We start from the raw sequence: 14,526 nt of genomic DNA on the forward strand, positions 1-14,526 counted from the left end.
GGGTTGCGCTGCACCCAGGATACATAATTTAATTATTTTTTCAGATAAGGAAATTCATCTTGCAATAAATGAATTACCTGGTGTAATTGTTCTTTGCTTTTTACAATAAGAAGCACGGTATCATCGCCAGCAATTGTACCTAATATACCTGAGTTTTGAGCGACTTGAGGGGAGTAAGACACGAATTTTCTGTCAATAAAAAAAGCCAGACTGTTTGCATTCCCTGGATGTGTATGAAGCACGATAAGACCATAATCGGATACTTGCATATTCAACACTAAAGGCAGGTTGGGTATATTGAAATCCACTACTTGATAAGTGCCCCCTATTTTCGCAATTTTTAATTTTTTCAATCTTCGCGATAGGGTTGCCTGAGGAATAGTATAGCCTCGTTGCTTTAAACTGTTTTGTAAATCAATTTGTTCCGCAATTTTCTCTGTTTGCACAATATTTAATATATGCCCATCAAGAGCAGCATCTTGGCTCATTTATCTCTCCACTTTATTAGTGTTTTTTGAATACAAAATCATTTTCAATGAAATTATATTCAAAATAAGTTGACAGGGCAAGTCAAGATTGATAAATTTAAAAAACGCATAAAAACTGGATTTATATTCAAATGAAACAAATATTCTTTACATTTTTAGTGGGGTTTGCTTTTTTTGTTTCTCTTTGTTACGCAAAGATTTCCAATGAAGGGGGGCAATATATTCATTTTGCAGTAGCTGCAGAATATCCACCATTTGAATATAACGATCATGGTCAAATCAAAGGGTTCGATATCGATTTAGCACGCTTGATAGCAAAAAAGCTTGGTAAGGAAGCAATGTTTGATACCATGCAATTCAGCAGTATTTTACCTGCTTTAAGTTCAGGACAGGTTGATACAGCAATTTCTACGATTACGATTACAGAACAGCGGAAAAAGAATTTTGATTTTACTAAGCCTTATTATTTTGAAAGTATGGCTGCTGTTTTTCCCGAAAAAAAGCCGATTAACGATGTAAAACAATTAGCTGATAAAAAAATAGCGGTTCAATTAGGCAGTACCATGGAAATTTGGCTAAAAAAGAATATGCCAAATGCCAGCCTTCTAGTAATGGATAATAACAATCAAACCATCGCAGCCCTAAAGGCTGGCCATGTTGATTTGGTTCTCGTTGATGGAGTGCAAGGTGCGGTATTTAGTCAGAAAAATCCTGGATTATCCTTTGCGATTCTTGCTCAATCAGCAGATGGCTATGGTTTGGCACTGAAAAAGAATTCTGAATTAACTCACAAAATAAATCATGCTTTATATGAACTGGAGCAAACTGGTGAGCTTACTGCACTCAAGAAAAAATGGTTGGAGGACACAAAATGGAAGAATTAAAACAAAATGTCCTCTATATTGGCGAGGGAACTCTAGTTACTTTAATTCTGTTGTTTGGTGGGTTATTGATAGGGACTTTATTAGGAACAACACTGGCTTTACTGCGATACCAAGGAATTATGAAGTCAATAATAAATGGATTTATTTCGCTAATGAGAGGGACTCCAGTAATTTTACAACTTAGTTTTATTTATTTTGCTGCTCCTGCATTAATCGGTATCAAACCAAATATTTTGGTAGCAGGACTTTTAACTTTTGGTTTGAACAGCTCCGCTTATATTGCCGAGATTTTGAGAGCAGGAATAGAGCATTTGCCAAAGGGACAGTTTGAGGCAGCAAAAACGCTTCAAATACCTGGTTTTTATCTATGGAAGGATATTGTTTTGCCGCAAGTGATTAAGAATATTTTCCCTGCATACATTAATGAAATGATTGCACTGCTGAAAGAAACTGCTTTGATTGCGACTATTGGAGGAATGGACTTGATGCGCAGAGCTCAATCGGTGGCTGCAGAGCAATTTACCTATTTTGTTCCACTGTGCATTGCGGGTTGTTTTTACTATGGCATGGTGCTTTTGATAGAGTTCCTGGGTAAGAAAATGGAACAAAGGAGGCTTTATGTTAGCAATTAATCAAGCCTGCAAATATTTTGGTTCACTCACCGTATTAAATAATATTAACTTAAAAGTACAAGCACAAACGGTGGTTGGTTTGGCGGGACCATCTGGAAGTGGAAAATCCACATTGTTGCGTTGCATACAACAATTAGAAACTTTGGATTCGGGTACGATTGAAGTAGCAGGTCAAAGTGGTTTTATGTTTCAGGATTTCCAGCTTTTTCCACATATGACTGTGATGCAAAATTTGGTGTATGCACCTCGCCTACATGACAAAATGTTACATCATGATGAACAGGCACATGAGTTACTGCTGAGTTTGGGAATTAATGATAAAGCATCTGCCTATCCCCACAAATTGTCCGGAGGCCAAAAACAGCGAGTTGCTTTAGCACGTAGCTTAATGATGAAACCCAATTTATTGCTTTGTGATGAGCCTACATCAGGTCTTGATCTGGCAACAATTGATGACGTGATTCACTTATTAAATACAGTGAAATCTTTAGGAGTTACGATGGTAATCGCCTCCCACGATCTTGATTTTCTCAGCAAAATGTCAGACCGATTAATTGTTCTAAAAGGGGGACAGCTAGTCGCGGATGTAGTACCTAAAGAATTAGCTGAACCTATTTTACATTTAAAACAATACTACCAGGAGTAAACCATGATTGAATCGATTAAAAAAATTGTCCTTGCCTATTCGGGTGGCCTGGATACTTCAGTAATGATTCCATGGCTTAAAGAGCATTACCAGCAAGCAGAGATTATCGCGATGGTTTGTGATTTAGGACAAAATGAAGATTTAACGGCGATCAAGGAAAAAGCAATAAAAAGCGGTGCCGCGAAAGCCTACGTGATGAATGTACAGGAAGAGTTTGTTAGCGACTACCTGTGGCGATTGGTTAAAGCAGGAGCACTCTATGAAAACCAGTATGTTCTGGGTACCATTTCTCGACCGCTCATTGCAAAAAAACTGGTTGAAATTGCCCTGTTAGAAAAGGCAGATGCTATTGCTCATGGAGCCACTGGAAAAGGTAATGATCAGGTTCGTTTTGAATATACTGTAAAAGCTTTAGCTCCAGAACTTAAAATTATCGCTCCCTGGAGATCCTGGAAAATTAAGTCCAGACAAGAGGCAATTGAATATGCCAAATTACATGGTATTGAAGTGCCAGTTACACCTAAATCACCTTATTCACGCGATCATAATCTTTGGTATATTTCTCATGAAGGTGGTGTTTTAGAAGATCCAGCACAACCTAAGCCCGATGATTTATTGCTGATGACTGCATCCTTAGAACAATCGTCAAATAATACTGAATTAGTGAACATTGAGTTTGACCACGGTGTCCCTGTTGCCTTGAATGCAAAAAAAATGAATTCAGTGGCGTTACTTAAAGAGTTAAATAAAATTGCAGGCGCTCATGGAATTGGGGTGGCAGACATTGTAGAAAATCGATTGGTCGGAATGAAGATTAGAGGAATATATGAAGCACCTGCGGCAGCAGTTCTTTATAAGGCCCATCAGATGCTTGAAAGTTTATGTCTTGACCGAGCAACTTTGCATTTAAAACAGTCCTTACAGCAAACTTATGCCAATCTTGTTTATGAGGGACGATGGTTTTCCCAAGCCAAAAATGCATTGGATGCATTGATTGATGTAACACAACAGCATATGACTGGAACTGTGAGTTTGCAATTATTCAAAGGGAACATCATTCCTTATGGAATGTACTCTCCATTTAGTTTGCATGATCCTGCATTGGCTACTTTTGAAGAAGATGGTGTTTATAACCAACAGGATGCTGAAGGATTTATAAATTTATTTTCTTTATCAGCGCAGGTGTATGGCAAGGTACATAAAGGAGATAAATAATGGCTCATAAAACATGGGGAGGGCGATTCAAAAAAGAACTCGATCCGGGTGTCATGCATTTTAATGCTTCTTTGGCTTTTGATAAGGTGCTTTATGCTCACGATATAGTCGGGAGTCAAGCACATGCAAAAATGCTTGCACGACAAAAGCTTATTTCCGGGAGTGAAGCAGATTTGATTTGCAATGGACTGGAAGAAATAAGTCATGAAATAAGGAAGGGCATCCATGAATTGGATGAGTCTTGTGAAGATATTCATATGTTTGTGGAGCAATTACTTATTGCGAAAATTGGTGATGTGGGTAAAAAGCTGCATACAGGTCGAAGTCGAAATGATCAGGTTGCCCTGGATTTAAGATTGTATGCTCGTGATGCAGGTGAGCAAATTAATCTGCTTTTGCAGCGCTTAAACCAGGTTTTGCAAAAGCTGGAAAGCCATCATGCTGAAGATAAAATTCCAGGTTATACCCATTTGCAGCAAGCTCAGCCAATTTATTTAGGACAATTTTTTGCTGCTTATGGGGCAATGTTTCAACGTGATTTAAGCCGTATGCACGATTGGCATACACGAATGAATTTCTCTCCTCTAGGTGCTGGGGCTTTAGCAGGGAGCTCGCTTCCTTTAGACAGAGCGTGGGTTGCTGAAACTTTGGGTTTTAACGGAGTGATTGAGAATACACTTGATGCAGTAAGCGATCGAGATTTTATTATTGAATTTTGTTCTGTTGCTTCCATCATTTTGATGCATTTATCACGTCTTGCTGAAGATTTGATTCTTTGGGCTACTCAAGAGTTTGGTTTTATTACCCTTGATGATGCCTTTGCAACCGGCTCATCGTTGATGCCTAACAAGAAAAATCCGGATGTTCTGGAGTTAATCAGGGGTAAAAGCGGTCGAGTTTTTGGGCATTTAATGGGTATTCTAACGGTAATGAAAGGATTACCGCTCGCATACAATAAGGACATGCAAGAAGACAAAGAATGTCTTTTTGACACAATAAAAACCTTGACTGCGTGCTTGGAAATAATTACTCCTTTTCTTGAAAGCGTGCAATTTAATACAAAATTGATGGAACAGAAAGCCAATGGCGGCTACTTGAACGCTACTGCAGTTTTAGAGTCCTTAGTATTACAAGGTATGCCTTTTAGGGATGCACATCATCAGGTGGGTTTGTGGGTGCAGGAAGCAATAGATAAAAATTGCTCTCTTGAGGAGATCATTAAAAATCCATCTTAACAATGTAGCCTGGGTGCAGCGTCTGTCTTGATTACATCCCTGACTACGCCCCCGCGGCTTTCTCCGCGGGGTCCAGTGTTCTAGGAAGATCTTCTGGATCTCGCGGGCACCCCTGCGAACAAGTCGTGGGGGTGGACATAGGAATAGGGGCTTGACTGGTTTTTCAGGGATGTGTAGAAAATTCAGTTCGCTGCACCCAGGCTACATTGGATCTAAGAAACGAGATCCTTGCAGAACACCATTTTTAAAGTAGAATGAAGATCTCTATAAATTATTTAATCGAGTTAGTCATTCATGTTGCAGCATTACAAAACCCAAGGAGGCGTTGAAGTAGAGTGTTCTCAGACCACTGTAGAGTACCAACAAGGTATCGAAAATCTTCTTGAGCATCTGGATTCACAAAGGGGAGCATTATTTGCTTCAAGTTTTGAATATCCAGGACGTTACACATGTTGGGATATCGGCTTTTATAATCCGCCTCTCGCTGTTATTTGCAAACAGAATTTAATTCAAATTGATGCTTTAAATCATCGTGGCAAGATATTATTAACTTTTATTATTCCCTTATTGGCAAATGAAGCGTCTTTAGAAATTGTGGCGCAAAGTAATGAGTTGTTGCAAATCCAGATTAAGGCCTCTGAAAGGGTTTTCAGCGAAGAAGAACGCAGCCAACAGCCTTCAGTATTTACGGTAATCCGTTTGTTATTGTCCTTTTTTAAATTCGAAAATGAATCTTATTTGGGATTATATGGCGCATTAGGTTTTGATCTGATTTTTCAATTTGAAGAGTTACAAAAGCATAAAGAAAGAGAGCTGTCACAAAGAGATATGGTTCTTTATCTCCCTGATGAAATTTATGTAGTAAATCATCGCAAAGAAGAAGCTTTTCTTCGACGTTATGATTTTCAATTCCAAGGTCAATCAACAAAATCTTTGCCGAGAGAGGGAGTTTCTCAAGTATATCAATCCTCTAATAAACCCGAAAAAGAATGTGATCATATGCCAGGTGAATATGCTCAGGTTGTAAATACAGCCAAGGAGCGTTTTTCTTGTGGTGATTTGTTCGAAGTAGTTCCAAGTCAGACTTTTTACACCCATTATAGAGAGCAACCGTCTTCTTTATTCAAACAAATGCGTCGATTAAACCCTTCCCCCTATGGTTTTTTTATTAATTTGGGTAATGGGGAGTATTTGGTTGGTGCGTCTCCTGAAATGTATGTTCGAGTTCAGGGAAGAAGGGTAGAAACGTGTCCAATTTCTGGAACGATTAAACGGGGCGCTGATGCGATTGAAGATGCAGAAAATATCCAGATCTTATTGGATTCAAAAAAAGAAGAATCTGAATTGACGATGTGTACGGATGTGGATAGAAATGATAAATCCCGTATTTGTGAGGCGGGCTCCGTGAAAGTTATTGGTCGTAGACAAATTGAAATGTATTCACGATTGATTCATACCGTGGACCATGTTGAAGGCATTTTAAGGGAAAACTTTGATGCTGTAGATGCTTTTTTAACTCATATGTGGGTCGTGACCGTAACGGGTGCGCCTAAAATTTGGGCTCTTAATTTTATTGAAAAACATGAAAAATCTCCTCGCAAGTGGTATGCCGGTGCGGTGGGTTGGTTTGGGTTCGATGGAAATTTAAATACCGGTTTGGTTTTAAGAACTGTACGCATTGAAAAAGGAGTTGCTGAAATTCGTGTAGGCGCTACTTTGCTTTACGATTCAGTTCCTGAATCTGAAGAACAGGAAACACGTTTAAAAGCATCTGCTTTTTTAGACATGTTGCAAAAGCGAGAAACCCATATCCAAGCAGAGACGTCCCATTTGCCTTTGATTGGAAAAGGTAAGCACGTCTTACTTATCGATCACCAGGATTCTTTTGTACATACTTTAGCAAATTATTTCCGCCAAACCGGGGCAGAGGTGAGTACAATTCGGTTTGATAAGGCCTTACACTATTTACAAAATCAAAAGTATGATCTTGTTGTTTTATCTCCCGGACCTGGTAAACCCAGTGATTTTAATCTATCTCAAACAATTGACGCTGCTGTCTCTCGCCACATCCCTTTGTTCGGAGTATGTTTGGGCTTGCAAGGAATTGTTGAGCATTTTGGTGGCATTTTGGATGTTCTAGAATATCCCATGCATGGCAAGCCATCCATCATAAAAGTTGTAGATAATTCCAAAATATTCTCGGGTTTGGGGGAGCACTTCAAAGCAGGGAGGTACCATTCACTCCATGCCCGTTTAAACGCGATGCCAAAAGAGTTGAAGGTTACAGCTATGAGTGATGATGGGATTGTGATGGCTATTTCGCATCGGCAATTACCAATCCATGCAGTTCAATTTCATCCTGAAACCATATTATCTTTAGTCAATCAGGCGGGGCTCAAAATTATTAACAATTTGATGGGGATGATTTAACGCAATGCGCAATAAGATATTAATGCTTTATGCTGTATCTTTTGTTTTAGGCATTGTAGTTGGCCTTGTCGGTTCAACATTTCGATTATCAATCGATATGTTGAGTAATTTGCTCGATAATTTTTTTCATTTACTTAGTCTTCATGGATGGCCGGCCGGATTGATTTCAGGTTTTGTCTCGATGATTATGGTTTACGTTGCATATTTAGCTGTGAAGCACTTTGCACCTGAGGCATCAGGAAGCGGCGTGCCGGAGATTGAAGGCGCATTACTCCATTTAAGACGCATATCCTGGCGCCGCTTATTACCTGTAAAATTCTTTTTTGGTATTTTGGTGCTCTCTGCCCAAATGATTTTGGGACGAGAGGGACCCACGATCCACATTGGGGGTAGTTTGGGAGAAATGTTGGGCGGGTTATTCAACCTGACGCGGCGTAGAAAGGACAGTTTAATTGCCGCAGGGGCTGCTGCAGGTTTAGCAGTTGCATTTAATGCTCCTCTAGCTGGAGTTATCTTTGTCATGGAAGAAATGCGAAATCAGTTCAACTATTCTTTTACCAGTTTCAGTATGGTGGTTATTTGTTGCATCACAGCTACTGTTATTCTTGAATTGATAATTGGTCCTCAGCCAACGATCCCAATGAATGTATTTGAATTTCCTCATCTTGATTCGTTATGGTTATTTGCTCTCTTTGGCATTGTGGTAGGCTTTGTAGGACTTTTATTTAATCTTTCATTAATAGGTACCCTAAAGCTCCTGGATAAACTTTCTTCAAAACAAAAAACATATTACGTGCTGGCTGTAGGATTTTTGATTGGCTATTTAGCAGTACATCATCCAGAAGCAGTAGGTGGCGGCATGCACATTATTCATCAGGCATTAACCCTATCGCCAGGATTTGGTTTTTTGTTTTTTCTTTTAGTAGCACGATTTATAGGAACCATGGCATGCTATGGAACAGCGGTTCCGGGAGGAATTTTTGCTCCTATATTGTCTTTAGGGACACTTCTTGGTTTGGCGATATTTCATATCCTGGAAATTTTGCATATTGACTTTTTAACCCAGCCGGGGATGTTTGCAGTTGCGGGGATGGCTGCACTCTTTGCCTCATCTACGCGTTCACCAATAACCGGAGCAGTATTGGTGGTAGAAATGACTCATAATTATTATTTAATCTTTCCGGTAATGATGGCATGTATTACCGCAACGATTGTGCTCCAGCTCACCCCAAATGGACCTATCTATGAGCAATTATTGAATCGTGCTCTCCATACTAAGAAAATTGCGTCTAAATAACCAGCACTCAGGCATACAATACATCCCGACTTAATCTACATGGACAACAATTTTGCCGAAATGTGCTCCTGATTGCATGTATTGATGTGCTTCTTCAATTTGTTCCAGTTTAAATTCTGAGTCAATAATGGGCATCAATTTTTTTATTCTCAAGTTTTCTATCCACTCTTTATGGGCTTGACTCCATAATTTATTTTTTTCTTCAATCGATTGAGAACGAAGCACAAAACCAATGATCTGCAATCTTTTACGCATAATCAATGCAAGATTGCATTCCACTGAGCTTCCCTTGAGGCATGCAATCTGGATGAGCTTGCTTTTAGGCCTCAATAAATGCAGATGCTTATTAAAATAATCTCCACCTATAAAATCAACGATTAAATCCACGCTGTGATCTTCAATTAAGTCTTCAAAATCCTGTTTGTGATAATTAAACACTTGATCTGCGCCGAGTTTAATTGCTTTTTCTACTTTGAAATCTGTTCCTGCTGTGGTAACTACATGGGCATGGATCAATTTTGCCATTTGAATTGCCAATGAGGCGATGCCGCTTCCTGCTCCATGAATAAGCAAGGTTTGTCCCGATTTGAGCTTCCCTAAATCGAATAAACTGGCATAAACGGTTGTTAGTGCTTCAGGAAGTGCTGCTGCATGCGCATAACTCCAATTTTCAGGGATATGTTGGGCTAGCGATTCTTCTACAGGACAAAATTCGGCATAAGCCCCACTACCGACTAACCCATAGACTTTATCACCAGGTTTGAATTGAGTTACGTTTGCACCCACCTCGACAACTTCTCCAGCAACCTCCAGGCCTAGAATATCTGATTCCCCAGGAGGAGGCGGGTATTTACCATAGCGTTGCATAATATCTGCCCGATTAAGGGCAGTCACTTTAACACCCACTAAAATTTGTGACGCGCTGTATTCTGGCTTAGGACCATTTTTGATGATCAATCGACTGTGGGGGCCTGGATTTTCTATGTGTACGTAGCGCAAAATGGTTTCCTTAATTTAAGAAATTAATGGGGCGAGTGAAGAGCTCAGACACTTTACTTAAAAAAACATACCTATATAATGCTTATACAGACCCTCTTATATATTGGGCAATGGCTAAATTCAATCATCAACGTCTTTCTGCTTGGCTTTTTATAATTCCACAACTTATTGTTACCCTCATATTTTTTATTTGGCCTGCATGTAATGCATTATTGCAATCTTTTTTTTACACGGATGCTTTTGGGTTACATAAAAAGTTTGCAGGATTTTCCAATTTTGTGGATCTATTCATTGATCCAAGTTATAGCAAGACAATTGGGGTAACCTTTATTATTGCTCTGAGCGTGACTTTTTTCACAATGAGCTTAGGACTCCTTATGGCCATATTAGTGAATAATAGAGGCAAGACGCAAGGGGTTTATAAATCTTTATTAATTTGGCCTTATGCTATAGCCCCTGCAGTAGCAGCAATTTTATGGCGTTTTTTATGCCATCCCACTTTAGGATGGCTGACGCATCTTTTACAATTATTAGGGATTAATTTTGATTATGTAAATAATGTAAATCAGGCATTTTCAGTAATAATTCTCACTGCCAGTTGGCAGCAGTTCAGCTATAATTTCCTATTTTATCTCGCAGCACTCAAAGCGGTTCCTTCGTCATTAATTGATGCGGCGATTATTGATGGTGCATCTGGATGGCAACGTTTTTGGCAAATTATTTTTCCACTTTTATCACCAACTACTTTTTTCTTGCTCATTATAAATTTAATGTATGGTTTTTTTGATACTTTTGGCATTATTCAAGTGATAACACATGGCGGACCTGGCAACAGTACGACTAATTTGATTTATAAGGTATATCAAGATGGGTTTGAAGGAATGGATTTGGGAAGTTCATCAGCGCAATCAGTACTGCTGATGTTTATTGTAATTATTGTTTCTTTAGTGCAATTTAGATACCTCGAAAAAAAGGTTCATTACGCATGAAATCATATTTCGCTCGTGTTATCCAGCATAGTTTTTTATGCTTTTTTGTGATTTTGATGTTATTGCCTGTTTATTTGGCTCTTGTCGCTGCCAGTAATGATGGCAGTGCTATGATGCAATCTCATATACCTATAGTTCCAGGGAGTTTATTATTCAAGAATTTGAAGGCTGTGATGACGGAGGGCTTGTCGGTTACAGGTGGGGAACCTATTACTTCTATGTTGTTAAACAGTTTTTTTATGGCTATAGCTATTGCTTTGGGAAAAATTGTTTTTGCCTTAGGTTCTGCCTTTGCTTTGGTTTATTTTGATTTTCCTTTTAAAAAATTATGTTTTGCATTGATCTTTACTACCATGATGTTGCCTATAGAGGTCAGGATTGTACCTACTTTTCAGGTTGTTGCTTCATTTGGATTATTAAATTCATTTACTGGGTTAACCTTACCTCTATTTGTATCTGCAACTGGAACTTTCTTGTTTCGTCAGTTTTTTAAAACAATTCCTTCTGAACTTGTTGATGCAGCAAAACTGGATGGGGCAGGTGCTGTACGTTTCTTTTTTGATATTGTTTTGCCTTTATCCAAAACGCAAGTTGCCTCATTATTTGTTATTTTATTCGTGTACGGTTGGAATCAGTATCTTTGGCCATTAGTGATTACTACGGAGAGTAAAATGGCAACAGTAGTTATGGGGATTCGCTATTTAGCTGGAGTGGCAGATCAAGTTCCACAATGGCACTACATTATGGCTGTTGCATTGATTGCTTTAATCCCACCTTGTATGGTGGTCATGTTAATGCAGCGCTGGTTTGAAAAAGGGTTAAAGTAAACATGGCAACAGTCAGTCTCATTGAAGTTTCAAAAAGTGTTGGATCAACAACGATTCTGGATAAAGTAAACGTTAGCATCAAAAAAGGCGAGTTTATGGTGATCGTTGGTCCTTCTGGATGTGGAAAAACTACATTATTGCGCTTAATTGCTGGTTTGGATGATTTAAGTTCGGGCTCGATTTTGATTAATGATCAATGTGTCAATAAAATACCTGCAGCAAAAAGGGATATGGCTATGGTTTTTCAAAATTATGCTCTTTATCCTCATATGACTGTATTTGAAAATATGGCTTATGGATTAAAAATGAGGCATTTTAAGAAAGCAGATATTAAGCAACGAGTAGATGAAGCAGCACAATTGTTGCATTTAACTCCTTATCTAGAGCGTAAACCTCAGGCACTTTCAGGAGGACAAAAACAAAGAGTGGCGATGGGAAGGGCTATGGTGCGTTCCCCAGCTGTTTTTTTATTTGATGAACCTTTATCTAATCTGGATGCAAAATTACGTACGGAAATGCGTCATGAAATTCGCCGTTTACATCAGCAATTAAATACGACCAGCTTGTATGTAACCCATGATCAAACTGAAGCAATGACTATGGCGGAACGCGTTATGGTACTTAATCAAGGAGTTGTTGAGCAGATAGGCACTCCCCAGGAACTGTATCAAAATCCTGCTACCTTATTCGTTGCAGGATTCACAGGACATTATCCTTTGAACATAGTATCTGGCGTCTTCAATAAAAGCAGCAATACAGTACAAACAGATTTGGGAGTTGATTATCTTATCCCAGAATTGGCACGGAACCTTGAAGATAAGGACGAACTCATTATGGCAATTCGAGCGGAGCATGTTGGGCTTTGTTCTGAAAATAATCCACAAAGCATCTCAATTCATGTCGAGTTTGTTGATAATATGGGTGCAGACAAATTGATACATGCGACATGCATCAAGAATAATCAGCCACTTAATTTGCGCGTCACTGCGGATCAACACATTTCGAGTGGACAACTCTGGGTTGAGCTACCTAAAATTAAGTTACATCTTTTTCATCGTAAGTCTGGAAAACGTATTGGAGAATGACGTGAGTAAAGAAAAAAGCAAGCAACTAAAACCAATTGATACTCCGGTCTACCGCTATTGGTCAGCATTGTATATGTCTTTCTATTCACGACGTCTTTATGTGGATGTTGGAAAACGTTGGCGAGGACTTGGTATTCTTTATCTCTTGCTCGTTATTGCCTTATTTTCGATTCCATTTTCTTTAAGGATGAGTTTCAGTTTGAATCAGGCGTTTAAAGAACAAATTACCGATCCTTTATCAAAAATTCCTGTTTTTATTATCCAAAATGGAGAAGTTTCTTTTAATAAGCCCATGCCTTATTTGATCAAGAATGATCAAGGAGAAGTGGTTATTATTGTTGACACAACAGGAGAAATCAATGATTTCCCTTCCAAATATCCTTACCTCACGATTTTGGTAAACAAAAATAAAATTTCACTTAAGGTGCCCAGTTTGAGGCTTTTTAATATGGCAGAAACAAAGCCGAGCAAAGGCACTCCATTAGTTCAAACTTTTGATAAAGGAACTAATCTAGTATTTGATGGCAAAAAAATTGCAGAAGAAGATTCAATTAGAAATCTGAGATTTTATTCAGAACTAATGATTTATCCTATGGTTGTAGCCATGTTATTTTCAATTTTCATCATTCTTTTCCTGGTCTTAGCTTTTTTGGGACAAGTTTTTTCAACCATATTCTTTTCTTTTAGTGTAACTTTTGCCCAATCAAGCCGGCTTTTAGCTGTTGCTGGAACCCCTATGTTATTACTTCTACTTGTCATGCTCACACTCAATTCAATTTTCATGGGTTCTGGTTACATTTTATTCGCATTGCTTGTTTTCTATTACAGCTTTGCACTTTATTCCCTACGCGCAGAAAGCAGACGAGTTGCCATTTTATAAGAAATTGTATTTTGTTAAGGCATTTTCATGGAGGTGGAATTAAACCGCTTATGGAATTAATGAATATGGAGCAATGCACGTGGTGACCTTATGAAAGAGTTGATTCATTTTGCACATGGGAATGGCTTTCCGGCGTTATGTTATAAACAAATGCTGGATCGACTCGAGGAAGAATTCGATTATTGTTATATTGACAAGATTGGACATGATCCTTTGTTCCCAGTTAGCGAAAACTGGCATAATCTGGTTTCAGAAGTCATTGCCAGTGTTAAAAAACAGGCCGATCGTCCTGTTATAGCAGTTGGGCATTCATTAGGTGGCATTTTAAGCTTATTAGCAGCAGTTGAACAACCTGAATTATTTAAAGCGGTCATTATGCTGGATTCACCCTTAATCGGCACTTTTAAATCAAGCATGGTTCGTTTGGCAAAAGCTCTAGGTATTATTGATCGGGTTACGCCGGCGTTTAGAACCCGAAGTCGGCGTATGTATTGGAAAGATCATGATCAATTAATGGGTTATTTAAAGACGCGAGAGTTATTTAAGACCTTTACTGATGTCTGCTTAAATGATTATATTACCTACGGTTTAAAGTATAAAGATGACGGTTATCATCTGCGATTTGATAGACACATTGAATATCAAATTTATCGAACTATTCCACACGTTATTCCAAACTATGAAGGTAAGTTATTAATTCCGGCAGCATTAATTTATGGTGACAAAAGTACTGTGGTTGGTAAAATGGATGTGCGCTATATGAAAAAATATTTTAATGTAACAAGTCATAAAACCAAAGGGACCCATTTATTTCCTATGGAACACCCGGAATTTGTGGCAAAGCAGATTATAAAAATTGTGACTGGTTTATACTTAAATAGTACGAGTGGTCGGAAGACCTCAAATAATTAAGGAGAAT

The 14,526-nt window shown here is 38.6% G+C and carries 14 protein-coding genes; 12 read left to right on the forward strand and 2 right to left on the reverse strand.

The genetic code is table 11. The features are described from left to right. Nucleotides 1–32: 32 nt before the first annotated feature. The gene (locus tag FOLKNPGA_RS07895) at nucleotides 33–488 is read right to left on the reverse strand and encodes an ArgR family transcriptional regulator (RefSeq protein WP_182352518.1); all 456 of its coding nucleotides are present in this window, start codon (nucleotides 486–488) and stop codon (nucleotides 33–35) included. A 131-nt stretch (nucleotides 489–619) separates the two neighbouring features. On the opposite strand from FOLKNPGA_RS07895, the gene FOLKNPGA_RS07900 reads away from it, so the two are divergent. The 7 genes from FOLKNPGA_RS07900 (at nucleotide 620) to clcA (ending at nucleotide 8,827) form a co-directional block, all read left to right on the forward strand. After that, complete coding sequence (locus FOLKNPGA_RS07900; protein ID WP_182352519.1) at nucleotides 620–1,372, forward strand: ABC transporter substrate-binding protein; 753 nt, start codon at nucleotides 620–622, stop codon at nucleotides 1,370–1,372. Continuing rightward, nucleotides 1,360–2,004 carry an amino acid ABC transporter permease gene (locus FOLKNPGA_RS07905; RefSeq protein WP_182352520.1) on the forward strand — a complete coding sequence of 215 codons (645 nt, stop codon included), beginning with the start codon at nucleotides 1,360–1,362 and terminating at the stop codon, nucleotides 2,002–2,004. Before FOLKNPGA_RS07900 ends, FOLKNPGA_RS07905 begins: the two co-directional genes overlap by 13 nt. Further along, nucleotides 1,991–2,650, forward strand: a complete 660-nt coding sequence (locus FOLKNPGA_RS07910; RefSeq protein ID WP_182352521.1) for an amino acid ABC transporter ATP-binding protein — start codon at nucleotides 1,991–1,993, stop codon at nucleotides 2,648–2,650. The genes FOLKNPGA_RS07905 and FOLKNPGA_RS07910 overlap by 14 nt, the downstream gene beginning before the upstream one ends. A 3-nt stretch (nucleotides 2,651–2,653) precedes the next feature. Beyond that, nucleotides 2,654–3,865: an argininosuccinate synthase gene (locus tag FOLKNPGA_RS07915; RefSeq protein ID WP_182352522.1), complete on the forward strand. Its 1,212-nt coding sequence runs from the start codon at nucleotides 2,654–2,656 to the stop codon at nucleotides 3,863–3,865. Beyond that, a complete protein-coding gene (gene argH, locus FOLKNPGA_RS07920; protein ID WP_182352523.1) occupies nucleotides 3,865–5,100 on the forward strand; it encodes an argininosuccinate lyase in 1,236 nt (411 codons plus the stop codon). The genes FOLKNPGA_RS07915 and argH overlap by 1 nt, the downstream gene beginning before the upstream one ends. 294 nt (nucleotides 5,101–5,394) lie before the next feature. Beyond that, nucleotides 5,395–7,530: an anthranilate synthase component I gene (locus FOLKNPGA_RS07925; protein ID WP_182352524.1), complete on the forward strand. Its 2,136-nt coding sequence runs from the start codon at nucleotides 5,395–5,397 to the stop codon at nucleotides 7,528–7,530. Between the two features lie 4 nt (nucleotides 7,531–7,534). Beyond that, nucleotides 7,535–8,827: a H(+)/Cl(-) exchange transporter ClcA gene (gene clcA, locus FOLKNPGA_RS07930; RefSeq protein ID WP_182352525.1), complete on the forward strand. Its 1,293-nt coding sequence runs from the start codon at nucleotides 7,535–7,537 to the stop codon at nucleotides 8,825–8,827. Nucleotides 8,828–8,857: 30 nt separating this feature from the next. Here the strand turns inward: clcA and FOLKNPGA_RS07935 are convergent, their stop codons facing one another. After that, complete coding sequence (locus tag FOLKNPGA_RS07935; RefSeq protein ID WP_182352526.1) at nucleotides 8,858–9,826, reverse strand: NAD(P)H-quinone oxidoreductase; 969 nt, start codon at nucleotides 9,824–9,826, stop codon at nucleotides 8,858–8,860. Nucleotides 9,827–9,936: 110 nt separating this feature from the next. Here FOLKNPGA_RS07935 and FOLKNPGA_RS07940 point away from each other — a divergent pair, with 110 nt between their 5' ends. The 5 genes from FOLKNPGA_RS07940 (at nucleotide 9,937) to FOLKNPGA_RS07960 (ending at nucleotide 14,519) form a co-directional block, all read left to right on the forward strand. Next, nucleotides 9,937–10,815, forward strand: a complete 879-nt coding sequence (locus FOLKNPGA_RS07940) for an ABC transporter permease subunit (protein ID WP_182352527.1) — start codon at nucleotides 9,937–9,939, stop codon at nucleotides 10,813–10,815. After that, nucleotides 10,812–11,642, forward strand: a complete 831-nt coding sequence (ugpE, locus tag FOLKNPGA_RS07945) for a sn-glycerol-3-phosphate ABC transporter permease UgpE (RefSeq protein ID WP_182352528.1) — start codon at nucleotides 10,812–10,814, stop codon at nucleotides 11,640–11,642. The genes FOLKNPGA_RS07940 and ugpE overlap by 4 nt, the downstream gene beginning before the upstream one ends. A gap of 2 nt (nucleotides 11,643–11,644) precedes the next feature. Continuing rightward, nucleotides 11,645–12,727 (forward strand): ABC transporter ATP-binding protein, encoded by a 1,083-nt coding sequence (locus tag FOLKNPGA_RS07950; protein WP_182352529.1) that lies wholly within the window; start codon nucleotides 11,645–11,647, stop codon nucleotides 12,725–12,727. Nucleotide 12,728: 1 nt separating this feature from the next. Continuing rightward, a complete protein-coding gene (locus tag FOLKNPGA_RS07955) occupies nucleotides 12,729–13,607 on the forward strand; it encodes a DUF1189 family protein (RefSeq protein ID WP_182352530.1) in 879 nt (292 codons plus the stop codon). Between the two features lie 90 nt (nucleotides 13,608–13,697). Then, the gene (locus tag FOLKNPGA_RS07960) at nucleotides 13,698–14,519 is read left to right on the forward strand and encodes an alpha/beta fold hydrolase (protein WP_182352531.1); all 822 of its coding nucleotides are present in this window, start codon (nucleotides 13,698–13,700) and stop codon (nucleotides 14,517–14,519) included. Nucleotides 14,520–14,526: the final 7 nt, after the last annotated feature.

This window comes from Legionella sp. PC1000, from assembly GCF_014109805.1.
GTDB lineage: Bacteria > Pseudomonadota > Gammaproteobacteria > Legionellales > Legionellaceae > Legionella > Legionella resiliens.